The organism is Arthrobacter sp. cf158 (assembly GCF_900106835.1).
Classification (GTDB): domain Bacteria; phylum Actinomycetota; class Actinomycetes; order Actinomycetales; family Micrococcaceae; genus Arthrobacter.
In genome coordinates this window covers 482698-506723 of sequence record NZ_FNNR01000003.1, presented here as the reverse complement: position 1 = coordinate 506723, position 24026 = coordinate 482698, and the positions used below count along the sequence as shown (strand labels likewise).

Genomic DNA, 24026 nt, shown 5'->3' with positions numbered 1-24026 from the left:
GGTTCCGGAGCGTTGTAAGTCATTCGGACTCAGCCCCCAAGCTGGATGGCCAAGGCAGGCATGATTACGGGGAGAGCTGCGTCACTTAATATCCGGGAATGCCTGTCCGGCACCTCAATGTCTGTAATGCTCCCGGTGACGTAGGGCGCCCAGGCCTCGGCTCCCGGTGTCCCCTCAGGAACGTCAGCAGTGGCGCGGAAAAGCAGCAGGTCGCCGTCGAAAACTGCCGGTTCCTGTTCCCTGATCAGCCGCGCCAGCACGGGGAAGTTCTCCACCATGGCTTGCACAGCGTCCAGCGGAACGGTGCCCAGCGGGTTGTGGTTCCTGCGGAGGATCTCCTGGGCCTTGGCGCCGTCAAGATACTCGTGATCGGACTCGTCCAGGTCATAGCCCTGCGCCTCGAGGTAGGCAGCCCAAATTCCGGCTCCCGCACCTACGTCATCATTGTTCTCCTGGTTTCCGGGGAACGCGTCGAGGATGGCCAGTGACGCAACCTCATCGCCGAGGTCCTGGAGCCGGGTAGCCAGGCGGTGGACCAAATGCCCGCCAAAGGACCAGCCAAGAAGATGATAGGGGCCGGCCGGTTGAACGGACTTGATGCGGTCAATGTAACTGTCCGCGAGTTCCGTAAGGTCCAGCGCAGTGACTGCGTGGGTGGCGCCCGGCTCCATGCCTGGCATCTGCAGGCCGATCAGGGGCCGCTCCGGATCCAGCAAACCCAGCATTGAGGCGTAGCCCCACGCGATACCCGACGCCGGATGGACAGCGAACAGCGGCGCTTTGGTGCCGCTGGTGCGCAGGGGAAGAACCTGGCGCAGGCTTTCCGCTGCGCCGTCCTCCACGCCACGATCGGCCTCAGCCAGAAGCCCCTCCACTGTGGGAGCGCGGAACAAGGCCTGCACCTGCAGCGATACACCCAACGCTGCATTGATTCGGGCAATCAACGGTTGCGCCAGGAATGAATGCCCGCCCAGTTCGAAGAACGACTCATCCACCCCCGCCTTGTCCAGGGACAACACGTCCGCGAAGATTGCGGCCGCCGTCTGCTCCCGGGGAGTCCGTGGAACCTTGCCGGACGTGCGCGGCGCGCTGTCCGGTTCCGGCAAGGCAGCAAAGTCCACCTTGCCGTGGTGCGTCAGGGGGATCTCCTCGACCGCCACCACAACTGCGGGCACCATGTAATCGGGCAGCAGCATCCGCAGATGAGCGCGGACGCCTTCGGTAAGTGCCGCCATGGCATCAGAACCTCCGATGCCTGCGCGACCCTTGGGAACCACCCACGCCACCAGCCGCACTGTGTCTCCGGACGGCACTGCCCGCACCACGGCCGCTTGGACGTCCGCAGCTGAAATGGCTGCCTGTTCCACTTCACCGGGTTCCACGCGGAAGCCACGGATCTTAAGTTGATCGTCGTTGCGTCCGGAGAAGACGATGCTCCCGTCCGCGTGCCGCACCACCACGTCACCGGTGCGGTACATGCGCCCGCCGTCGGCGCTGAAGGGGTCGGCCACAAAGCGTTCAGCCGTCAGCCCCGGCTGGCCCCTGTAGCCGTTGGCCAGCTGCCCGCCTGCGATGTAGAGCTCGCCGGAAACACCTGGCAACGCTGGCTGCAGCAAGGGGTCAAGAACATACAGTGCGGTCCGGGAGGTGGCAGCTCCCAGCACCGGGGCGGTGTAATCCTTAACCCGTGCCATCACTGTGTCCACCGCGGCTTCCGTAGGACCGTAAAGGTTCCAGGCAGTGATGTTGTCCTTGGCGGAAAGTGCGTCCCACAGGGCGGGATCGAAGGCTTCGCCACCCAGAGCAAGGCTGAAGGTGGAATCCGGGCCGCTTCCGTCCAGCACCCGGGTGAACGCCGGCTCGCTCAACAAATGCCTCGCGTACCCGGGCGTAGTTTCCCAGACGCTGATCCGGTGTTCTTCGAAGTAGCCTGCCAGTGCGGCAGGGTCCCGCCGCATATCCTCGCCCACCATGTGAAGCTGATGCCCGGCAACCATCCACAGGATGGGATCCCAGGATGCATCAAATCCGACTCCGGTGGTGTGGGCCACCCTTTGCTGGACTCCCGTGGTGTGGGGCTCCAGTCCCGCGAAGAGGGTCTCACTATGCGATTCCAGCAGGGCTGCCAGGGCGCCATGGCTTACCTCCACCCCCTTGGGCCTCCCCGTGGAGCCAGAGGTAAACATGACGTAGGCCAGATCGCGTCCTGCAGGCTGGCGCTCGCTGAGTTCCGGGACGGAGCCAGGCCCGTTGCCCGCAGCTGTCCCAAGGAGTTCGGGCAGCAAAACCAGGCGCGGAACCGCACGATCCGGGTTCCGGGCAGCCACCGTGGACAGCAGCGCAGCCATGCGGTCTGCTTCCCGCCCGATGCTGACCACCACCGAGGGCACGGCGTCCTCCAGGATGGCTACCACCCGGTCGTCCGGGTATTCCGTATCGATCGGGTTGTACACCGCACTGGCCGCAACGACGCCCAGCAAAACCTGGATGGTTCCGGTGGACCTGGGAAGGAACACGGAGACAACATCGCCCGTGGCCGCTCCCTGCGTCTGGAGTCCTGCCGCCACACGGCGCACAGAGTCGGCCAGCTCAGCAAAAGTGACCTTGCTGTCACCACTGACCAGCGCTACGGAGTCCGGGGCGGACTGGACGCTGGCAGCGAAGACGGCCAGGACGCCGTCGGGCTCTTCCGGATGATTCCCGACGGCGGATCGCCGTCCCGCTGTCAGCCCCGTCAACGCGGCGGCTTCCTCAGATTCAAGCAGCGGCACCTCCGCAACAGGAGTCTCCGGATCAGCGGCAGCCCGCTCCACGAAACGTATCAGGGTCCTCACGAGGCGTTCGATGGTGGCGTCCTGGAACATTGCCGCGTTGTACTCCAGCGTGGCTGAAAGACCGGAGGCGCCGGGACGGAACGTGAAGGAGAGATCAAACTTCGCCTCGCCCGAGCCGTTTTCCGGCAGCGCAGTGACGGTAGCACCGGGTAAGTCCGGAAGGGATGCGGGGGAGCTGTCCACCGTCAGCATGGTTTGGAACAGCGGGTGCCGTCCCAGCTCCCGCTCGGGGTTCAGTACCTCCACCAGCCGTTCAAAAGGGACGTCGTCATGATCGAAAGCCGCCAGCACGCTGGTTCGGGCGCGGTCAACCATGGTACGCACAGAGGGAGAACCAGCGGCACTGATCCGCAGCGGCAGGGTGTTGACGAAGAATCCCACCAGGTCCTTCAAGGCCGGGTCCGTGCGCCCTGCCGTGGGTGAGCCGATGACTATGTCATCGCCGGCCCCCAGGCGGTTCAGGAATCCGGCCAGGACGCCGTGGAACGTCATGAACAGGCTTGCGTTGGAGGTGGCTGCCAAGGAGTTCAAGGACTCCAAAGTTTCCCCGCTGAGCTCGAAGGCACGCTGTTTGCCGGGTTGACGGGCCTCGCGTGGACGGCGCTGATCGGCTGGAAGTGTGAGCTCAGTGGGAATGCCTGCCAAGGATTCCTCCCAGAACCGGACCTTGCTGTCTGCAACCCCGGCGGCCCCCAGAACTTCCTGCTGCCACGAGCTGAAGTCTGCGTACTGAAGGCTGAGCGGAGCAAGGCTGCCCCCGCTGCCGGTCACAGCTGCCGAATAAGCCTCGGACAAGTCCCGGGCAAGGGGAGCGAGGGACGCGCCGTCGCTGGCAATGTGGTGGATCACCAGCTGAAGGATCCATACAGGCTGGTGGCCGTCACCGCGGCGCAGCAGCATCGCGCGCAGGGGAAGATCGGTGGTGACGTCGAAGCCCTTGCGGGCTTCCCCGGCCAGGATGGAGGCTTGCATTTCCTCGCTGCCCACCGGGATGATCCGCAGCAGTCCCCGCGCTTCCCCCGCAGGGTGGACCAGTTGGTGGGGGGTGCCGGCAGTTGCCGGGTAGCTGGTCCGCAGGACCTCGTGCCTGGCCACCAGAGCGTCGACGGCGGTGGACAGGGCCTGCTCATCCACTTCGCCTTCCAGCTGGGCGGCCAGTGAGATGTTGTAGTCGGCGGAGCCTGGATCCAGCTGGTTGAGGAACCACATGCGTTGCTGGGCGAAGGACAGGGCAGGGCTCTCATGGCGGCTTGCCGTGCCGGTTGCCAGCCACTCCACGAGGGTGGGGCCGGTTACCTGGCCGGGGCCAGCGGGAGCCGCCCGGCCGTCGTCGGGCGTAAAACCTGCCGACCGTCCGGAGGAGATCGCTCCCAACAGCGCCCCGGGAGTTGGTCGATCGAAGAGTGTACGCAGCGGAAGGGCAGCGCCAAAGGCTTCCCGGATCTTTCCCATGATGGTGATCGCCAAGAGAGAGTGTCCCCCCAGCAGGAAGAAGTCATCATCCATGGCGACCGTCGCCAGCCCGAGAACCTCACCGAATATGCCGGCCATGACGTGCTCTTCGGGAGTGGACGGGGCCGTTCCTTCACCTGCACCCAATGCCGCGGGCGTCGGAAGCGCTTTGCGGTCCAGCTTTCCGTGGGAGGTCAACGGAATAACCGGAATGGGCATGATCAGGGCGGGCACCATGTAGCCGGGCAGCTTGTTGGCCGCGTGCGTCCGTAGTTCAGCGGGGTCCACATCACCCACCACATAGGCGACGATTCTCTGGGCCGGATCGCCATCGGTGACAGCAACAACGTGCTGCACATCCGGATGGCTGGACAGGGCAGACTCCACCTCACCCAGTTCGATCCGGAATCCGCGGACCTTGACCTGGTCGTCGGTCCGGGAAAGGAATTCCAGCACACCTGTGGCGTCACGCCTCACCAGATCGCCAGTGCGGTACATGCGGCTTCCATCCTCAGTGAAGGGATTGGCCACAAAACGCGAAGCTGTCTCGTCAGGACGCTGGTCGTATCCCTGCGCCATCCCGTCGCCTGCCAGGTACAGCTCTCCGGGAACCCCTGCGGGAACCGGTTGCAGGTAAGCATCCAGCACCCACGCAGACGTGTTTCCGGCGGGTCTGCCAATCACTGGCTTGGCTCCGACGATGTCCGCCATCACCGAATCAACAGTGAACTCGGTGGGGCCGTAGAAGTTCAACGCTTGCACGGAAGGATCGGAAGCCAGGCGTTCCCAGAGGGCACCGGATACGGGCTCGCCGCCCAGGGCAAGGATCAAAGGCTGATCGCGGTGCTGGGCAAGGAGGCCGAACTGCAGCAAGTGCGCTGCAAACGAGGGGGTTGTTTCCAAGACGCCTATGCCGTGCTGGAGGCAGTAGCGGCTGAGGTCTTCGGCGTCGCCGCGCTCCGCATCGGACACCATGTGCAGCTCGCCGCCCGCCACCATCCAGAGCATGGGATCCCAAGCCGCATCGAAACCCAACCCGGCGATGTGTGCCACGGCAACAGGTTTCTCCTGGTCCGCTGCGAAGCGCGGAGCAAACAGGGCGCGGTGATGGTGTGCGTAAAGATTGGCCAGGGCTCCGTGAGTCACGGCAACGCCCTTGGGCCGTCCGGTGGAACCCGAGGTGTACAGCACGTAGGCGAGGTCGCCGGGGGCGCACTCCGCCGAACCGGTCCCGGGGCCAGTTGCGCCGGCCGCCAGCAGGCTGGCAAGAGTCACCGCCTTGGAAGGTTCGACGCCGGTACCCGCCTGGCCATGAACGATCACTACCGCCGGGCTGCTGTCCTCCAGGATCATCCTGATCCGTTCCGAGGGGTAGGCGAGATCGATCGGTATGTACACGGCACCGGCAGCAAGCACGCCGAGGGCAGCGGCGACTACGTCCGCTGATCGTGGGATGGCCACGGCCACGCGGTCACCCGTGCGTACACCGCAGGCCGCGAGCCCCTTGGCGATCATTTCAACCCGGCCCCGGAGCTGATCGAAGCTCCAGGACGTTCCTTCAGCCACCACTGCAGTGCGGGATGCATGTTTAGCTGCAGTCTGCGCGAAGGCGTCCAGAATGGTGGGCCACGGAACGTCGAGTAATGTGGCGGCGCTGTGTGCCAGGACTTCTGCATGCTGGCGTGGGTTCTGAATGCGCAACCGGTCCAGCGTCACGCCCGGGTGGTCGGCAAACTGCCCGGCAACCAGTGCGAACCCTTCAGCCAGCCGCTCCACGGTATTCCGGCTAAACAGTGCCGGGTCATAGGCGAGTGAGCCGGAAATGCCGGCGTTGGCTGTTTCGGCAAGATCCAGGAGGAGGTCGAACTTTGCCCCGCCCGGTTCCCTCCCCATGTCCGCAGTGGCTTCCAGGCCTTCCATGGACAGCGAGGGGTCGGTGGTATTTTGCAGCGTCAGTACCACCTGGAACAGGGGATGGCGGTGGCGCGAACGTGTCGGGTTGAGTTCTTCCACAACGCGCTCGAAAGGGGCGTCCTGGTTCCCGTAAGCGTGCAGGTTGGTGTACCGGACGCTTTCCACCAGCTCGGATGCGGTGGGGTTGCCGGACGTGTTGGTCCGCAGCACCAGGGTGTTGACGAAGAAGCCCACCAGTTCGTTGAGCTGTGTGTCGGTCCGGCCCGCCACCGGTGTGCCCAGCGGGATGTCTTCTCCGGCGCCCGACTTAGTCAGCAGCGCGGCAAGCGCCGCCTGCAGCACCATGAAAAGGCTCGCATTCTGCTTCCTCGCCAGAGAGTGCAGGCCCGCAGTGGTGCGTGCGTCCAGATTCAGAGGAATCGACGACGCCGGGAGCTCGCCTTCGCGGGTTCCGCGCGGGAAGTCGTAGGGCAGTTGGAGCTCCTCCGGGGATCCCTTTAGCTCGCGGGACCAGAATTCCAGTTGCCGTGAAATGGGACTGGAAGGGTCCTCTTCCTGTCCCAGGGCTTCACGCTGCCACAGGGTGTAATCGGCGTATTGGACGGGCAGCCCGTTGGAAGGGGCTGCCGTTCCGTTCAGCCGCGCCGTGTAGGCCTCGGAGAGGTCACGGGCCAACGGTGCCAGGGACCAGCCATCGGCGGCCACATGGTGCAACGTGATGGCGAGGACGTGGTGGTCCGGCGCCAGTTGGAACAAAACCGTCCGCAGCGGGAGCTCCCGGGTGATGTCGAAGCCGCGCTGGGTCTCTGCCTGCACGGCCCGGTCCAGGTTCCCCGCCTCGCACTGTACAGCCAGGAGTTTGGCGGGCATGATCCCCGGCGGCAGGATTTCCTGGCGCGGTTCACCGTCGGACAAGGGGAGAACGGTGCGCAGCGCTTCGTGCCGGTCCACGATGTCCGCGAGCGCACCTTCCAGGGCACCCACTTCCAAGGGGCCCTTCAATGTCAGCACGATGGGGATGTTGTAGGCACCCGACTGGTGGTCCAGACGGTTCAGGAACCAAAGCCGGCGCTGGGCGAAGGACAGCGGGATGTTGGCTGGGCGCACCCTGGGACCCAGTACAGGAGTAGCTGCTCCGTCGCTTTCCAATGCCGCCGCGAGCCCCGCTACAGTGGGCTCTTCGAAGATGGTTCGGAGGGCGGGGGCTGAACCCGTGGCGTCCCTAAGGTGCGCCGCGAGCCGTGTGGCCAGCAGCGAGTGGCCGCCCAGCTCAAAGAAGTCGTCCTCCAGGCCAACGGCTTCCAGGCCCAGAATCTCGCGGAAAGCGTCAGCCACCACGCGTTCGGCCGGTGTGCGCGGTGCCGTGGTCTCAGCCTCCGGTTCCGGCGTGGGCAGGGCGCGGGTGTCCAGCTTGCCGTTTGCTGTCAGGGGTATGGAATCGATGGCAATGACTGCGGCGGGCACCATGTAGTCAGGCAGGGTCCGTCGGGCCTCTTTGCGGATAGCGGCGGAGTCCAAGGCGCCGCCGTCGAATCCTTGCCCAGGATGCGAAGGGGTGACGTAGGCGAGCAGCTGGTCATAGCCGGCCTTGTTCTTGCTCACGGTCACGGCTGCCTGGGCTACCCCTTCCATACCGCGGAGGACCTCTTCGATCTCAGCCAGCTCAATCCGGAATCCCCGGATCTTCACTTGCTGGTCCATCCGGCCAAGGAATTGCAGGGTCCCGTCGTCCAAGCGACGCACCACATCTCCCGTGCGGTACATGCGCGAGCCGTCCAGCGCAAAGGGATCGGCCACGAACTTACCGGCGCTGAGCCCGGGCTGGTCGAGGTACCCGCGCGCGAGGTTGGGCCCCGCCACGTACAGCTCCCCGATGGCATTGTTGGGGACCGGATTAAGCCCCGAGTCAAGGATGTAGTGCCGGCTGTTGGCCACGGATCCTCCCAGAGTGACATCCGTGCCGGGTTCCATCACAGCGGTCAGTGAGTCCACGGTGGTTTCGGTGGGACCGTAGAAGTTGTAGGCCACTACGCCCTCATGCGTGGCCAACTCGCGCCACGTTGCAGGGTCCACGGCTTCTCCTCCCAGAGCCACCACGGAGGGGTGGGCGTCCTGGTCGAAGAGACCGCCGGCCAGCAGGGCCTTGGCAAACGACGGCGTGGTTTCGATCGAATCGATGCGTTCCCTGGCCAGGAATGAGCTCAGTGCTTCGGGATCGCGCCGCGTTTGGTTGTCCACCATGTGCAATTCATGTCCAGCGAGGAGCCACAGGATGGGATCCCAGGAGGCGTCGAATGACAGTCCCGCGGTGTGGGCTACCCGGAGGCGGCGGCCCAGCCGTGACGCGGCAGGATCAAAAATCCTGTCCCGATGCGAGGTCAGCAGGTTCAAGAGGGCCAGGTGTTCCACACCCACGCCTTTGGGGCGGCCGGTGGAGCCGGACGTGAAAATCACGTACGCAAGATCATGCTGGCCGGCCACGGGTGCCGGCGGGGCCGGGTCCTTGCTGTCCAACTCAGCCGCGACCACACTGGAATCCAGTACCGTCACAGGCACACTGGTCCGCGGCCGTCCTTGGTCACTGTCCTCATTCAAGGCTGTCTCTGTCAGAAGAAGGACCGGTGCTGCGTCTTCCAGCATGCCTTCCACGCGCCCCGCCGGATAGTCCGGATCCAGGGGAACATAAGCTGCACCTGCTTTCAGGATGGCCAGGATAGCAACCGGCAGCAGAACGCTCCGGTCCAGCCGGACGGCAATAGTGGCCCCAGGCTTGGCGCCGCGCTCGCGGAGGAAACGTGAGAGTTGGTTGGAGCGCTTTTCCAGCTCGGCAAAGCTCAGGCGACCGTCGGCGGCCACAACGGCAGTTCTTTCAGGTGCGGCTGAGGCTGCGGTTTGGAGCTCCTCAACAACGGTGTGGCCAGGGAGGTCCATTGATGCGGCGTCTCCCTCAGCGAGCAGGGACTGCTCCTCCGACGTCGACGTTACTGACAGTGCCGCCGTCGGATCTTCCGGGTTGGACAGAAGCTCACCAAGAAGCCGGACAAAGCGCGTCAGGTGCTTATCCAAGCCGGCTTGGGTGTAGAGGCCGGCATTGGCGGCGAACTGCACTGTTACGCCGTCGGAGGCGTTGTTCCCGAGCCCATGGACAATGACGGACAGGTCATCAATGGGGCCCGTGGAGAGGATGTGCATGGTGCCGGTGGCTTCGCCGAAAGCGATGTCGTCCAGAACCGGAAGGATATTCACCGATGGACCCAGGTAGCTGCCCTGTCCGGTCATGGTTTCGTAGCGGGTCCGCTGGTGGATCAGGGCTCCGCGCAGCTTGCCGCCCGTAGCGGCCACCATGTCCTGGACGGTGGCTCCGGGACTGATGTCCAGCCGGATGGGGACAATGTTGGACAGCATGGACGGTGTGGTCTTGGCCAGCTTCCCGCGACGTGCTGTCACGGGGAGCGCCAGCGACACGTGCTGTTCACCGGTCATCCGGTGCAGATACAAGGACACTGCCGTAAGGATTAACGCCGGCGCACTTCCGGGTGCCGTCTGGAGTGCGTCCACCGCGGACGGGGGCAGCGTCCGGGTTGATCGCAGCAAAGCCTCTGCCGTTCCCGTGGGGCGGCCCGCCAGCCCGGCCGGGGTTGGTTGTCCGTCCAGTTCTGCAGCCCAATAGGCTGCGTCGGCTGAAGCCGCTGCCGAGTCCTGATAGTCGTGATCGTCCTCAATCAGTTCATCCAGAGCAGCAAAATCCGGGGTTGTGTTTTCGCCGGCTTCCTTGGCGGTGCCCAGAGCCTCGTAGACCGCGGCGACGCGGCGCAATACCAGCACCGCGGAGTAGCCGTCCAGAAGCAGATGATGGACGCGCTGGTAAAAGAAATGCCGGTTCTCGGAGAGCCTGATGACCTCTGTGTGGAGCAGTCCGCCGTCTTCCGCGCTGCGTGCCTGCGCCATGTCCGTGTCCATCAGCCCGCGTGCGGTCTCTTCTCGCGTTGCTTCGCCGCCGCAACCACTGAGATCGGTGAACTGCACCGCGGCTTCCATGGCCTTGGCGTACTGAAACGGACCTTCGTCGTCCTCACCGAACGCCAGGTTCAGTGCCGGAGTCTCTGAGACTGCTCGGGCCACGGCCGCTTCCAGCCGGGAAACATCCAAGGGGCCGGAAATTTCGATGAACTGCCCGATCTGGTACATGGGGCTGCTGTGCGCCAACTTCTGCGCGTACCAAATTCCCCGTTGTGCGGCAGATAAACCCATCCGGGCTGGTGCCTGGTTCGCCGGGATGCCGGGCTGGTCAGGGGAGGCGGGGATAGGGGAGTTCATAATCCTTCTCTGCAGTGGGAGGCGTGGAAAAGCAGCGGCAGCCCTGGGAATCAGGACTGCCGCGTCATGAAGGTGGGGTTACTGGAACTGGCCGAGCTGGAGGGGGCCCAGTACATCTCCATCAATCAGGGGTCCGTTGATGAGCGGTCCGTTGATGAGGCCGCCGTTCAGGATGCCGCCGCTGAGTACGCCGTCGCCCAGGAGGCCGTTGAGGACCCCGCCGTTGAGCGCGCTGGTGCTGGTGGGAGCAGCGGTAGTGGCTGCAGGTGTGTCGGAAGTTGTTGCCGCTGCTTGTGCGGGGAAGGAGGCAAGGGTGAAGGCGGAGGCTGCAAGGACGGTTCCGACTGCGAAACGTGCGGTGTTCTTGGTGGACTTGTTCACGGGATCTTCTCCAGTACATAGCTGACGTTGTCCGCGCGCCACGGGTGACGCGCCATCAGCTATTCGGAGCTGCGCGCCACGTGGATGGGAACCGGGTTCGGCAGAGGACATTTTGGCTGGTGCTCTCCTTTCCCAAGGTGGGGCCGGTAGATCGGAGGCATCCCCGGGCACCAAGAAGCCATAAGTCAAGGAACTGCACACGCACAACATGGATGAGGCACAGCAACTGCACAGCTCCCGCGGGAATCGTTGAATGAATCATCCCCGAGCTTGAAAGCAGCAGGTTCATGCAGCGCTCCGCGTCCACCATCCTTTCCTCGTCGTTCCTCGCCATCACCCTTGGCCTCAGCGGCTGTGCAGTGACTCCGGCGGCCGGCCCGGATGGCACCAGCAGCAGTGCTGCCCACGTTTCGGAGGCAGCGGCGGCGGACGATCAAAGCACGACGGCGGCCAACGCCTTTTTCGCTGACGGCGCCACCCATGTGGTTGGCATCGATTGGGACGAGACTGCTTACGCAGACATGATTGCCGCTTACGAAAAGGACGGTTCCAAGGAATGGATCAAGGCCGACATCACCATTGACGGGACGTTGATAGCCGACATTGGCGTGCGGCTCAAGGGCAACTCGACGTTGCGGAGCCTGAGCGGGGGCGATGCCGGGGGACCAGGTGGCGCCGGAGGAACTTCGGCCGGGATTTCCTCGGACGTGCCCGAGTCGCTTCCCTTGCTCATCGACTTCGACAAATACGTTGATGGCCAGACGTATGAGGGTCTGACGCAGTTGTCCTTGCGTCCGGGTTCGCCGGTCCTGAATGAAGCTTTGGCTTTGGCCCTGACCGAAGCGAGCGGCCAGGCTACGCAGCGATATGCCTACACCACGTACTCCGTGAACGGCGGTCCTACGCAGACCCGGTTGCTGGTTGAAAACCCTGATGAAGGATACGCGGACTCGCTCTTTGACTCTGCGGGTGTGCTTTACAAGTCTGACGCCGGGTCCAGCTTCACCTATCAGGGCGATGATTTGGCAACGTATGAGGAGCAATTCAAGCAACTCAACAAGAAGGACACCGCAGACGTTCAGCCGATCGTTGATTTCCTTAAGTGGTTGTCCGAGGCGAGTGATGAGCAGTTCGACGCCGAGCTGGCCAACTGGGTGGATGTGGACTCGTTCGCACGGTATGCCGCCACGATGAACCTTCTGGTTAATGGCGACGACATGGCGGGGCCCGGCCAGAATTACTACCTCTGGTATGACCTGGAGACCAAAAAGATCTCCATTATTTCGTGGGACCTGAATTTGGCCATGACGGGCAACGCCACGGCGTCCCCGGACGAGCAGGTGTCCATCGGTGGAGGTGGAGGCGGCGCCGGGCGCGGCGGTATGCAGGCTCCAGCCGCGGACGGCGATGGTGGAGGTCCCGCCATGGCAGATCCTCCGGGCGCCGATGCGGCAACCGATCCTGGAGCCGGAACGGGCACGAAGGCTGCTGGTGGCAAGGGAGGAAACGCCCTTAAGGAGAGATTCCTGGCCTCGGCCACCTTCAAGCCCTTGTATACCAAGGCCTACGCTGAGCTCTACCAGCAGCTGTATGGCAGCGGAACCGCAGAGGCCCTCCTGCAGGACATCACGGCTACGGTGCCTGCCAGCGACAACCTGACGGCGTCAGTGCTCGCCGGGCAGGCCGCGACGCTCAGAACTTTTATCCAGGAGAGGACCGCGGCGCTCAAGGATCAGGTCTAACCGCAGTGCCGGGTCCAACTGCCGGACCTCTCCGCGGCTCTTTCTCATGCGGCTGTGGCGCTGCTTTGTGGTGGCGGAGAGCACATTGTTACGCCGCCCCGCCATGGACAGTTTCCTGGAATGGAAAAGGTAAGGCTAACCTAAATCGTCTTTATTTCCCCATGCCCTCCCGTTCGGGCATTCCTGGCAGGCGGTTCCATTGCGCAAATTCACCCGATTCCCAGTCATCGGGCTTGCTGCCCTCCTCACGCTGACCGGTTGCGGCCTCAGCGGAGGGTCTACCAATGTCACCGATAAAGTGGCCGACCCCAACCAGCGCATCGTGGTGGACAACTTCCGTGCGCCTGTGGCCAACTGGGCGTTGGAGTCCGACGCCGCGTACATCCTGTCGTTGTCCGGCTGCCTTGAGACGTTGACCAAGTACGATTCCGCGCAGGGCAAGGTGGTCCCGTTCCTGGCCACGGAGTGGAAGCAGGTGTCTCCGCTTGAGTGGGACTTCACCATCCGGGAAGGCGTCAAGTTCCAGGACGGAACCGATCTCACCGCCGAATCGGTTGCGGCGTCCCTGAACTCCGTGCTCAAAGCCAGAGTGCCGGCCAGGGCGTTCAACCCGGGCATGGTGAGTGGTGTCCAGGCCAAGGATGCCCGGACAGTCCGAGTGACCACTCCCGTGGAGAGTCCGTTGGTTCCTTTCCGCCTTGCCAGCGTCAACACCGGTATCCTTGCGCCGGCTGCCTATCAGGGCGAAACAGTGGACCCCTTCGGCCACTGCACGGGCCCGTTCGTGCCGGTCTCAGAGAAGGCCAAGCAATCGTTGACGCTGGACCGCAACCCGAACTACTGGGGCGGCGAGGTGAAACTTGCCGGAGCTGAGGTTCGCTTCATCACCAATGGCGCCACCCGCGCCGCACAGGTGCAAACGGGTGAAGCGGACATCTCGCTCTCTATTCCTGCCTCTGCACTGGCTTCCTTGCAAAGCGCTCCCGGGGTCTCAGTGCTCAAGGCAGACTCGCCGCGAACGGCGACGTTGTATATGAACAACGCGAAGGCGCCCTTCAACAACGTGGACTTCCGAAAAGCCCTGAGGTCCTCCCTGGACCTCGAATCACTGGCGGCCAGTGTTTATGAGGGTGCTGCGCTGCCTGCAGCAGGACCCTTCGCGCTCTCCGAGCCATGGGCATCACCAAGCCAAAGCGCTCCCCAGCAGAATCTTGACGAGGCCAAGAAGCTCCTCAATGCTGCGGGATACGCAGCGGACAGGCCATTGGAAATCATCGCCATTGTGGAGCGCGCTGAATTCGCTGATGTGGCCACCGTCATCCAGGACAACCTGAAGAGCATCGGTGTCCCTGTGACCATCCAGGCCAAGGAATATGCTGCGGCTGAGCCGGACGTGCTCGCCGGCAAGTACGACATGATCCTGAGCCAGCGAAACAGGCTGATCGACATTGCCGATCCCATTGGATTCCTCACCGCCGATTACACCTGCAAGGGCACCTATAACCTCAGCCACTTCTGCAACGAAGAGTTTGACAAGATCATCGCCCAAGCAGCCCAGACGTCCAACACCGAGGAACGGTACAAACTGTATGCCCGTGCGGGCGGGATCCTGGACAACCAGGCAGTAAACCTCTGGCTGGTCAACGAACAGGCAACGGATGCCATCCGCAGCAATGTTCTTTCCTACGTCCAGGACCCTTTGTCCCGGTACGTGCTGACGGCGCAAACAGCAAAGTCCGGTTCGTAGCAACGATCTGACACCCTCGAACAGCAGCGCATGATCACGTTCCTTGCCAAGCGGACGGCGACCCTGGTGGCCGCCGTCCTGCTGTCGTCCTTCGCCGTTTTCCTCATTCCCTACGTGACGCCGGGCGATCCTGTCCGGAAGATCATCAGGTCCCGTGTTGCCGGGGACGTCGTGGACGACTCCACAGTCCGGGCCTTGAGTGACAGCCTGGGGCTGGGCGATCCTCTTCCCGTTCAGTATCTGCGGTGGCTGGGGGACTTTTTCACCGGTGACATGGGGCTCTCTCACATCAGCCGAACACCTGTGGTGGACCAGGTGCTGCCGGCCCTGGGCATCACCCTCAGCTTGGTGGTGGTTGCCTTGGGTATTGCCGTGGTGGTCTCGCTGCCATTGGGGACAGTGGCAGCGCTGAAGCAAGGCGGGAAAGCGGACAAGCTCATCACCACCGTCACCCAGTCCTTCATTGCGATGCCGGAGTATTGGCTGGCCCCACTGTTGGTCCTGGTCTTCGCGCTCAGGCTGTCTTTGCTTCCATCTGCCGGGTGGAACACAGCCTCGTCTATTGTCCTGCCGGCGGCCACTCTGGCGTTGAGGCCCATCAGCTTCTTCACCTCGGCCGTCCGTGCGGGCATGATCGACGCCCTCGAAGCAGAGCACATCCCCGCCGCCAGGGCTCGCGGACTCAGCCGTGCGCAGACGGTCTGGCGGCACGTCATTCCCAATGGGCTGGTTCCCTTGTCCACCCTTTTTGCCGTGTGGTTCGCCGGACTCCTGGGAGGTTCTGTGATTGTGGAAGTTATTTTTGCCATTCCGGGCATGGGCCGGCTCCTGTACGACGCCGTGATCAACAGCGACATCCCCCTGGCGCAGGGCGGGGTTGTGGTGGTGGTGGCCCTCGCGGTTGCTATCACTACGCTGGCGGACTTCCTCCATCGGATTCTCAGCCCTAAGGTGAGTGGCACTCTTGCATAGCAGGCCAACAATCCACCATGCCGCCGTCGTGATTCTGGTCCTGACGGTGGCCGCCATAGCGGCCGCGCCTTGGCTGGCACCCTATCCACCTGACCAGCAGAGCCTCGCCGACCGCCTTGAAGCCCCTGGCGCTGCGCACTGGCTGGGAACAGATCATTTGGGCCGGGACACGCTCAGCCGGCTGCTCGACGGCGGCCGGTTCTCTTTAGCGGTTGCCGCACTTGCCACCGTGCTCACCGGAGTCATCGGGGTGGCGATCGGTGTGCTCAGTGCCCGTCGCAAAGGCTGGCTGGATGAGTTCTTCACCCGCACCAACGACGTCCTGCTCGCACTCCCGGAGATGGTGGTGGCACTCTTCATCGTGGCGGCGATGGGCACTGGCTTCACATCTTTGTTGGTGGCACTCACTGTGACGGGATGGACGCCGTTTGCCAGGCTGGCCCGAACCTTGGCCTACGATGTCTCTGCCCGCGGTTTTGTCGAGGCTGCGCGGGTGGTGGGTTGCTCGCCGTCGTTCATCGTTTTCCGCCACATCCTGCCCCATCTCGCTGCGCCCATCATGGGCCAGGCAACGCTCCGATTCGGACAGCTTCTGATCAGCGTTGGCGCATTGTCGTATCTGGGGCTGGGCGTGCAACCGCCGCAATCTGACTGGGGATCCATGCTTGCTGCAGCCCAACCATACGCAGAAAGGGCACCGTGGGGGATCATCGCTCCCGGCCTCGCAATTTTCCTTATAGCCCTCTGCATGACGCTCATCGGCCAGCAGGCCACCCGCAGGGCAGCGGAACCGGTGGACGTCCTGGTGGTGGAGGGGCAACATGCCTGAGTTGATCATCGATGGCTTGACGGTGCGCAACACCACCACCCAGCGTCCGATCCTGTCCGGAGTAAGTCTTTCTGTCCGGTCCGGAGAGTTTGTGGCACTGGTGGGCGGTTCGGGCTCCGGCAAGACCATGACGGCCAAGGCCATTCTGCAACTGTTGCCCCAGCAGCTGGAGGTTGGGGCCGGCTCCATCAGCCTGGATTCCTTGGAGCTCATCGGCGCTCCGGAAACAGAGTTGAACCGCGTACGTGGCGGTCGATTGGGGATGTTGTTCCAACAACCCAAAAAGATGTTCAACCCGAACAGGACCATTGGCAAGCACCTCCGCGAACCGCTGAAACTGCACGCTGGTCTACGGGGTGGAGAGGCCCGATCCAAGGTCCACGGGTTGTTGGCCGAGGTGGGCTTCGCGGATCCGGTATGGGGTGCCCGGGCCTACCCGCACCAACTCTCCGGCGGCATGGCGCAGCGTGCCATGACGGCCATGGCTTTGGCCGGGAAGCCCGGTATTCTTTTGGCCGACGAGCCGACTTCCGCTTTGGATAAAGTGCTGGAACAGCAAATCCTCGAGTTGCTGGACCGTGAAAGAAGCCAACGTGGCTTGGGTATTCTCTACATCACCCACAACCTGGCCTCCGTAGCGGCCTTCGCGGACCGTGTCCTGGTGATGGACGCAGGGCAAATTGTGGAGTCCGGCACCACCGACGCCGTTCTGGGCAACCCGCAGCACCCCTACACGAGGATGCTGCTGGAAGCGTCCAACCTGGCGCCGTCAGGCATATCGGAAAGCCGGACGGAAGGCCGAACCGCCCTGGCCTTGAGCAACGTGACCAAGCACTTTGGGGCCGGAAGCCGTCGTCGGACAGCGTTGGATTCCGTCTGCTTGGATCTGAAGCAGGGCGAGATTCTTGGCGTCCTGGGCCAATCCGGCTCCGGAAAGAGCACGCTGGCCAGAGCAATCGTTGGACTGGAAGGGATCAGCGACGGGAGTATCACCAGGACGCCGACTCCGGGGCGACCCAGCTCCCCAACCGCTGTTCAGTTGGTCTTTCAGGAACCCCACGATTCCTTCGATCCGCGCATGACGCTCCGCGCCAGCCTCGAAGCGCCGCTCCGGGGACTCACCGTTGCCCAGCGGTCCAGCCGGCTCAACGAGGCAATGGAAGAAGTGGAGCTGGATCCCGCACTTTTGGACCGGCTTCCGAATCAGTGCTCAGGCGGACAACTGCAGCGCGTCACCATCGCGCGGGCATTGCTTCTTGAACCCACGGTGCTCATCTGTGACGAGGCAACGTCAGCCCTGGATGCCCTGACGCAACGCACCGTTCTGGAGCTCCTTCAGCGACTGCACCGGGACAGGGGACTGACGCTGATGATCATCACCCACGATATGGACGTGGTACGGCACATGTGCCAGCGGGTTGCCGTTCTCTTCCAGGGCCGCCTGGTGGAACTTACCGGCACCGCTGCGTTCTTTGCCGATCCACAACATCAGCACAGCAAAGATCTTGTTGCTGCCGCCATCCCGTGCCGGGGGTTGCACCTGAAAAGGATGAGGTCGGTACGCAATTGAGGTCCCGAGTGGCCGGGTTCCCGTTTTCGCTCAGGTCAAGTGGTCGAAGTCCCCGCGTGCCCACGCGGCGTGCCTCTGGGCGGAATCGTTCAGGACAGTCTTGGCGTCGGAGTAGATGACATTGTTGAAGTTGCCGTAGATCCGGTCAAACTGGAGATCTCCCAGGTGGGCCGCCACCCGCAAAGCCACCGCCCCGGACAACGGGAGGTGATTCGGATAGCTGCGCATGAAGGCGACGGAGCGGCGGTCAGGATTGGGAAATACGGTGTCACCGGTCAGCAGCACGCCTTTGCCTTCGGCGCCGGCAGACCAATGCACCACCGCGCTGCCGGGGAAGTGGCCGCCGGTCTGATGCAGTGTTAGGCCTTCGGTGAGGGCCACCTTGTGGGACCAGTAGGTGATGTGCGTGTCATCGCGGCCCAGCCACACGCGGTCTGCACCCGCAACAAATACGGGGATGCCTCCGAGCCGATGTGACCACTCCACCTGTACTCCAAACATATGGGGATGGCTCGCTGCGATCGCCAGGACCGGACCATGCCCGAGTACCGTCTTCACAGCCTGGTCATCGACGTAGCCCAGCGGATCCCACAGCAAGGATCCTTGTGGTGTCACCACCAACTGGGTTGTCTGGCCAATTCCGACCTTCGGCTCGCTTCTTATCCCGAAAAGTCCCGGCTCGTTCTCCTTGAACGCGAGCTGCTGGCCGGCCTGCTGGAGTTCGTCCAAGGTCAGCCATTTCTGGCCGTCGTCGGGTACGTATTGCCGCTCGTCAGTGCAGATGGGGCAGAGCCTGGGGACTGGTTCCTCCCGCTCAACAGCGCAGGTTGCACAGATCAGCATGGGGTGGTCCCTTCCACGTACCTCGGTCCTGGCCCGCCCAGACTATGGCACGTGGAACACTCGCAGGAAGGGGCTCCTGGCATCGATTGCGAGGGGTACCGCGAAAATGATCATGATGCTTACTATTGTCGAGGACGCCAACGACGGGCGCCTACACCACACCACACCAGGAGCGGGCATGGCACTGAGCAAGGGAACACGGGTGGAGTGGAATACCTCCCAGGGCAAGACCCACGGAAAGATTGTGGAGAGGAAGACCAGCGACTTCGAGTTGGATGGCGCCCTGCATCGAGCCAGCGAGGCCGAGCCGCAATATGTTGTGGAATCGGAGAAAACAGGTGCCAAGGCGGCGCACAAGGGCTCTGCGCTGACTGAGAAGAAATAACGCCGTGGCCGGGTACTTTGAGGTTGTGATCGTCGGCGGCGGCAATGCAGGAGTGTCGCTGGCGGCGCGTTTGACACGTTACGGGGTTAAAGGCATCGCCGTCATTGAACCCAAGGAGTACCATCTCTACCAGCCGTTGTTTTCCCATATTGCAGGCGGCCGGGCTGAGGTCAAAGAAGCCGTCCGCAGCCAGCGGTCGGTCATGCCCAAGGGCGTTGCCCTGATCAAGGATGCGGTGGATGGCGTGAAGGCAAGCGCCAACACCGTCAGCCTCAGCTCCGGCGCCACCGTGTCCTATGACCATCTGGTGCTGTGTCCGGGGCTGCAATACAACTGGGATGCCATACCCGGGCTGGCTGAGGCGGTGCATTCGCCCTACGGCGCCTCGCACTACGAGTTTGAGCTTGCCCCGAAAGCCTGGACCCTCCTGAGCAGTCTGCAGTCCGGAACGGTGATCTTTACGATGCCTGCCGGGCCCATCAAGTGCGGGGGTGCCGCCCAGAAGCCGATGTACTTGGCGTGCGACTACTGGAAAGAACAGGGAGTTCTTGACCGGATCAGGGTGGTGATGGTCCAGCCATATCCCACCGTGTTCGGCATTCCCGTGATTGATCGGGAGCTTGAACGCAAGATTGCGGAGTATGGCATCGAGCTTCGAACCAACAGCGAACTGGTGGGAGTCGATCCCGTCAACCGTGTGGCGACCATCCGTGACCACGCGGCGAACACCACAGAGAACCTTGGCTACGACGTTCTCAATGCCGTCCCGCCCCAGAGTGCGCCGGACTGGCTCAAAGACACGGATCTGGCTGCCGTCGGAGATGATGGCGGTTTCGTGGAGGTTGACTCGCAGACACTCCGGCACGTCCGGCTTCCCAATGTCTGGTCCCTTGGTGACGCTGCGGGCACCAACAACTCCAAGTCCGGCGGGGCGCTGCGCAAGCAGACCAAGGTCCTCGCCAAAAACCTGGTGGCGGCCCGCAAGGGTGGGCAGCTCACGCAGGCGTATGACGGTTACTCTGTGTGCCCCTTCACTGTTTCGCGCAACACCGTGGTTTTTGCTGAGTTCGACGACACATACAGGCTCATGCCAACCGTTCCCAAGGTGCAGACGTGGAAGGAAAGCCGGCTTTCCTGGTGGGTGGACCGGTGGATGTTCCCGCAGGTTTATTGGCGCATGATCCTCCGCGGCCGGGCCTAGCCGGCAGGGGCTGGTCCTAGCCGCAGAGCCCTGGGCGCCAGTGGTCCGCTGTGCCACTGGCGCCCAGGCAAACCGCGCTGGCTACGGCGTGGGGCTGCCGCCGTTCACGTTCAAGGTTTCTCCCACCACATAGCTGGATTCCGGCGAGGCAAGGAATACATATGCCGGCGCCAACTCGGCAGGCTGACCGGCCCGGCCAAGGGGAGTGGAGTGCCCGAACTCCGGCAACGCCTCCTTGGGCTGCCCGCTGCTGACCTGCAGTGGGGTCCAGATCGGCCCGGGCGCGACTGCGTTCACCCTGATGCCCTGGGGCGCCAACTGCTGGGCCAAACCTTTGGTGAAGTTGTTGATGCTGGCCTTGGTGGTGGCGTAATCCACCAGTGTTGGTGATGGGTTGTAAGCCTGAATGGACGTGGTGTTGATGATGGTGGATCCGGCCGGCAGATGGGGGAGGGCGGCCTTGGTCAGCCAGAACATCGCATACACGTTGGTCTTCTGCGTGTGGTCGAACTGTTCGTCGGTGATGTCGGCAAGGTTTTCCTGCGCCACCTGCTTCCCGGCGTTGTTGACCAGAATGTCCACACCGCCCAGGATTTCGACGGCGGTGTCCACCACTTTCCGGCACATGGCGGAGTCTTTAAGGTCGCCCGGGACCCTGACGGCTTTGCGGCCTGCGGCTTCGATGATGCCGGCTATGCGGTCTGCGTCCTCTTCCTCTTCCGGAAGGTAGGAAAGGACCACGTCCGCCCCTTCGCGGGCGAAGGCGATTGCCGTGGCTGCGCCGATTCCCGAGTCCGCTCCGGTGACGATCGCCTTTCGTCCTTCGAGGCGCCCGGTACCGCGGTAGCTGTCTTCGCCGAGGTCTGCCGTGGGTGTCAGATCCGCGTCGAGCCCGGGCTCGGGTTGGTGTTGCTTCGGAGGCGAGATCTGCTCGTAGGCGGTGACGGGGTTTCTGAACGTGTACTGATCGGTCATGGTGGTCCTCCTGGTGTCGAGGTGTGGCCATAAAAGCTAAGGAAGCTTATGGTTTCCACCCTAAGCATGCGGTGACCCGTCTGCAAAGCGGGACCAACCTGGCGCTACGCACCGGTGGGAGAAGGGTCCGACGGCGGGAGGCCGCCGTCGGACGCTTGTTCCGTTCGGTGTGGACTGCTGCCCGCGGGGAAGTCATTGCTTGTTGCGGGCCTCCCGTTGCGCTGCAATTGGCGAAGCGCCAGCAGCGGAAACAGCAGCACCGAGAGCATTCCGGCCCCAACCAAGGCGGAGGCGATGCCGCTGGTGATGAAGCCGTGGTCCTGGCCAATGGCCGTCACCGCGACGATGATTGGCAGCCCGGTCGCGCCGAAGAGCAACAGGGCGCGCTTATCGGACCGGGTGGAGCCGGAAGGGGCCGCCAACAGCGACGGCAGGCCGCGGATGACCAGCAGCATCACAAGGAACAGGGGGAGCAAGGCGAGGGTTGCCGGGTTGGACGTGAGGGCGCCCAAATGGAAGTCGATGCCGGTATCGATGAAGAACACCGGCACCAAGAAACCGAAAGCGACGGCGTCGATCTTGGTCTCAATGACCCTCCGATCTTCCTGGGGCGCGCGGGCGATGGTGACTTTCCACAGCACACCGGCCGCGAAAGCGCCCAGAAGCATGTCCAACCCCAGCACCATGCTCAGGACAACCAGTGTGCTCAGGATCAACATGATGGACCGCATGGCGAATTGGCTGCTGGTGTGGAGCGTCCTGGTGACCTGCGCATGAAACAGGGTGTGCCGGGAGCGTGAGGCCAGGAAGATGGCAACTCCGGTCAACAGGACGAATCCCAGGAGCACTGCCGACGCCACCCCCAATTGCTTGCCGCTGAGGAAGAGTGAGATGGCGATGAGCGGCCCGAACTCGCCCACCGCCCCCAAGGCCGCCACCGTGATGCCGATGGGTGACTTTATCTCGCCGGCGTCGCGGATGATGGGGAGCAATGTGCCCAGTGCGGTGGAGCACAAGGCGACGCCGATGATCACTGCGGCCTCAGGTGCAGGCGCCAGGACGAAGCCAGCGCCGATGCCCGCTGCCAGCGAGATAATCCAGCCGGCAGAGGCGCGGCTAATGGGACGGCCCCGGATTGCGGCAAAGTCGATCTCGTTGCCTGCTACGAAGAACAGCATGGCCAAGCCGAAGTCGGCCAGGGTATCCGTGAACGGGGTGGATTGGATCCACCCCAACAGGCTGGGGCCGAGCAGGATCCCCAGGACAATCTCGAAGACCACTATCGGCACTTTGACCAAGGGGTCAAGGAGCCGGGTGATGATGGGTGCCACAACGGCCAAGGCTGCGATCAGTACCAGTGACGTGGACAAGCCTTGCATCGGCAGTGCCTCCGGAACCTCGGCTGCTTGTGGAAAAGTAATCCCAAGCTACCGCCACGCCTTGCAGTGCGCCAGATGAGGCCCCACGTGCAAAACCTGCCGGTGGAGGTGCGTTCTCAGGCGCTGGGCCGTCCCGGCCATTCCTTGCCCGCCCAGGGGTCGTAGTTGGCAATGAGGTCTTCTTGCGGCGGGCGCTGATCGTCGGGAATATGCTGGAGGTTCACCCGAACCCTGTACCAGAGCGAACTGGACCCGCGCATGCCGTCAACCAGTACGTCGGCCGGGTGCAAGGCTGACACCAGCTCCGCGTGCTGCGCCTTCCATTCATCAAAGGCTGCGAGGGCTTCGGGTTTGGTCTTGGTCCGGGCCACCTCGATCAACGGCATCGTGGACACACGTCGTCCGGATCCGTCCCCTGACCGCGGAGCCTTCTCTGCGGGTCCCAGCTGGGCAGCCAAGGCGAGCAAGCCCTCGAGGGAACCCGCTGTGTCGTCGATGCCTGCGTGGGGATCGCCCTTCTCTGCGAACCTTTGGGGCACGCTGAGTACCGTGAACTGCTCCGGTCGGGCGGAGCGCACTTCGTCCCACGTGAGCGGGGTTGAGACCCTGGCGTCGGGCCTGGACCGAACGGAGTAGGCCGAGGCCACGGTACGGTCCTTGGCGTTCTGGTTGAAATCGACAAAGACGCTTTCGCCCCGCTCCTCCTTCCACCACCGGGCGGTGGCGAGGCCCGGGGCCCGGTTCTCAACTTCGCGGGCCAGGGTTTCAGCGGCAAGCCGGACGTCGCGGTAGGACCATCGTGGCGCAATTCGCACCAGGATATGGAGGCCCCGCGAGCCCGAGGTTTTGGCCCACCCCACCAGGCCGACGTCGTCCAGTACTTCTTGTGCCACGTACGCCGTATCGACGATTTGCGACCAGTCGACACCGGGCATGGGGTCCAGGTCCACCCGGAGTTCGTCCGGATGGTCGAGGTCTTCGGCGCGAACAGGATGCGGATTCAGGTCCAGGCAACCAAGATTCACTACCCACGCCAAGCCCGCAGCATCGCGGATGACTGTCTCTTCTGCGGAGGTCCCGGAGGAGTAGTGCAATGTTGCCGTATCGATGAACTCCGGATGGTTTTCCGGCACGCGTTTTTGAAAGAACGGCTCCGCGTCGATGCCTTTGGGAAAGCGTTTGAGCACCATGGGCCGGCCGCCTGCCCCGCGTAGGGCGCCGTCGGCGACTGCCAGGTAATAGCGAACAACATCGAGCTTTGTCAGCCCGGGCTCGGGGAATACCACCTTGTCAGGATTGGAAATGCGAACTTCGGCACCGCCGATGTCCAGAATCTCCGCCGGGGTCTTGGAGGGGCTCATGCGGGCCACGCTAGCAAGCAAGGTGTTGATTCGCCACAGCTCTCAGGCCACCCAGCTGGAGCAAAGCCGGGCGGACTATATTTGGCCATGTCAGCCCACCGCCACAACTGAGGGAGTCTGCACA

13 protein-coding genes are annotated in these 24026 nt (G+C 63.3%); 7 read left to right on the top strand and 6 right to left on the bottom strand.

Annotation, left to right across the window (positions count from 1 at the left end; translation table 11 throughout):
• Positions 1 to 29 precede the first annotated feature (29 nt).
• Positions 30 to 10517, bottom strand: a complete 10488-nt coding sequence (locus BLW08_RS08260) for a non-ribosomal peptide synthetase (protein WP_091324345.1) — start codon at positions 10515 to 10517, stop codon at positions 30 to 32.
• Between the two features lie 78 nt (positions 10518 to 10595).
• The gene (locus BLW08_RS08255) at positions 10596 to 10898 is read right to left on the bottom strand and encodes a hypothetical protein (RefSeq protein WP_090821122.1); all 303 of its coding nucleotides are present in this window, start codon (positions 10896 to 10898) and stop codon (positions 10596 to 10598) included.
• A gap of 287 nt (positions 10899 to 11185) precedes the next feature.
• Between BLW08_RS08255 and BLW08_RS08250 the strand changes: the two genes are divergently transcribed.
• From BLW08_RS08250 to BLW08_RS08230, 5 genes are all read left to right on the top strand, one after another.
• Complete coding sequence (locus BLW08_RS08250) at positions 11186 to 12640, top strand: CotH kinase family protein (RefSeq protein ID WP_091324343.1); 1455 nt, start codon at positions 11186 to 11188, stop codon at positions 12638 to 12640.
• A 199-nt stretch (positions 12641 to 12839) separates the two neighbouring features.
• Complete coding sequence (locus tag BLW08_RS08245; protein ID WP_091324341.1) at positions 12840 to 14387, top strand: ABC transporter substrate-binding protein; 1548 nt, start codon at positions 12840 to 12842, stop codon at positions 14385 to 14387.
• Between the two features lie 30 nt (positions 14388 to 14417).
• Positions 14418 to 15359: an ABC transporter permease gene (locus BLW08_RS08240; protein WP_091324339.1), complete on the top strand. Its 942-nt coding sequence runs from the start codon at positions 14418 to 14420 to the stop codon at positions 15357 to 15359.
• Positions 15343 to 16188, top strand: a complete 846-nt coding sequence (locus tag BLW08_RS08235; protein ID WP_091324337.1) for an ABC transporter permease — start codon at positions 15343 to 15345, stop codon at positions 16186 to 16188. Before BLW08_RS08240 ends, BLW08_RS08235 begins: the two co-directional genes overlap by 17 nt.
• Positions 16181 to 17758, top strand: a complete 1578-nt coding sequence (locus BLW08_RS08230; RefSeq protein ID WP_091324336.1) for an ATP-binding cassette domain-containing protein — start codon at positions 16181 to 16183, stop codon at positions 17756 to 17758. The genes BLW08_RS08235 and BLW08_RS08230 overlap by 8 nt, the downstream gene beginning before the upstream one ends.
• Positions 17759 to 17788: 30 nt before the next feature.
• Here the strand turns inward: BLW08_RS08230 and BLW08_RS08225 are convergent, their stop codons facing one another.
• Positions 17789 to 18601 carry an MBL fold metallo-hydrolase gene (locus BLW08_RS08225; RefSeq protein ID WP_091324334.1) on the bottom strand — a complete coding sequence of 271 codons (813 nt, stop codon included), beginning with the start codon at positions 18599 to 18601 and terminating at the stop codon, positions 17789 to 17791.
• A gap of 178 nt (positions 18602 to 18779) precedes the next feature.
• On the opposite strand from BLW08_RS08225, the gene BLW08_RS08220 reads away from it, so the two are divergent.
• Positions 18780 to 18986: a hypervirulence associated TUDOR domain-containing protein gene (locus BLW08_RS08220; RefSeq protein ID WP_091324333.1), complete on the top strand. Its 207-nt coding sequence runs from the start codon at positions 18780 to 18782 to the stop codon at positions 18984 to 18986.
• A gap of 4 nt (positions 18987 to 18990) precedes the next feature.
• On the top strand, positions 18991 to 20187 hold the full coding sequence (locus BLW08_RS08215; RefSeq protein WP_091324331.1) for an NAD(P)/FAD-dependent oxidoreductase: 1197 nt from the start codon (positions 18991 to 18993) through the stop codon (positions 20185 to 20187).
• Positions 20188 to 20268: 81 nt separating this feature from the next.
• Here the strand turns inward: BLW08_RS08215 and BLW08_RS08210 are convergent, their stop codons facing one another.
• From BLW08_RS08210 to ligD, 3 genes are all read right to left on the bottom strand, one after another.
• The gene (locus BLW08_RS08210) at positions 20269 to 21162 is read right to left on the bottom strand and encodes a glucose 1-dehydrogenase (protein ID WP_091324330.1); all 894 of its coding nucleotides are present in this window, start codon (positions 21160 to 21162) and stop codon (positions 20269 to 20271) included.
• A gap of 104 nt (positions 21163 to 21266) precedes the next feature.
• A complete protein-coding gene (locus tag BLW08_RS08205; protein WP_091324328.1) occupies positions 21267 to 22541 on the bottom strand; it encodes a cation:proton antiporter in 1275 nt (424 codons plus the stop codon).
• A gap of 116 nt (positions 22542 to 22657) precedes the next feature.
• Entirely contained in the window at positions 22658 to 23902 is a 1245-nt protein-coding gene (gene ligD, locus BLW08_RS08200) for a non-homologous end-joining DNA ligase (RefSeq protein WP_091324327.1), read from the bottom strand.
• Positions 23903 to 24026: the final 124 nt, after the last annotated feature.

Bases quoted from the DNA above. Each gene is read 5' to 3' on its own strand.
- BLW08_RS08260 (WP_091324345.1), bottom strand. From the start codon at position 10,517: ATGAACTCCCCTATCCCCGCCTCCCCTGACCAGCCCGGCATCCCGGCG.
- BLW08_RS08250 (WP_091324343.1), top strand. From the start codon at position 11,186: ATGCAGCGCTCCGCGTCCACCATCCTTTCCTCGTCGTTCCTCGCCATC.
- BLW08_RS08240 (WP_091324339.1), top strand. From the start codon at position 14,418: ATGATCACGTTCCTTGCCAAGCGGACGGCGACCCTGGTGGCCGCCGTC.
- BLW08_RS08230 (WP_091324336.1), top strand. From the start codon at position 16,181: ATGCCTGAGTTGATCATCGATGGCTTGACGGTGCGCAACACCACCACC.
- BLW08_RS08225 (WP_091324334.1), bottom strand. From the start codon at position 18,601: ATGCTGATCTGTGCAACCTGCGCTGTTGAGCGGGAGGAACCAGTCCCC.
- BLW08_RS08220 (WP_091324333.1), top strand. From the start codon at position 18,780: ATGGCACTGAGCAAGGGAACACGGGTGGAGTGGAATACCTCCCAGGGC.
- BLW08_RS08210 (WP_091324330.1), bottom strand. From the start codon at position 21,162: ATGACCGATCAGTACACGTTCAGAAACCCCGTCACCGCCTACGAGCAG.
- BLW08_RS08205 (WP_091324328.1), bottom strand. From the start codon at position 22,541: ATGCAAGGCTTGTCCACGTCACTGGTACTGATCGCAGCCTTGGCCGTT.
- ligD (WP_091324327.1), bottom strand. From the start codon at position 23,902: ATGAGCCCCTCCAAGACCCCGGCGGAGATTCTGGACATCGGCGGTGCC.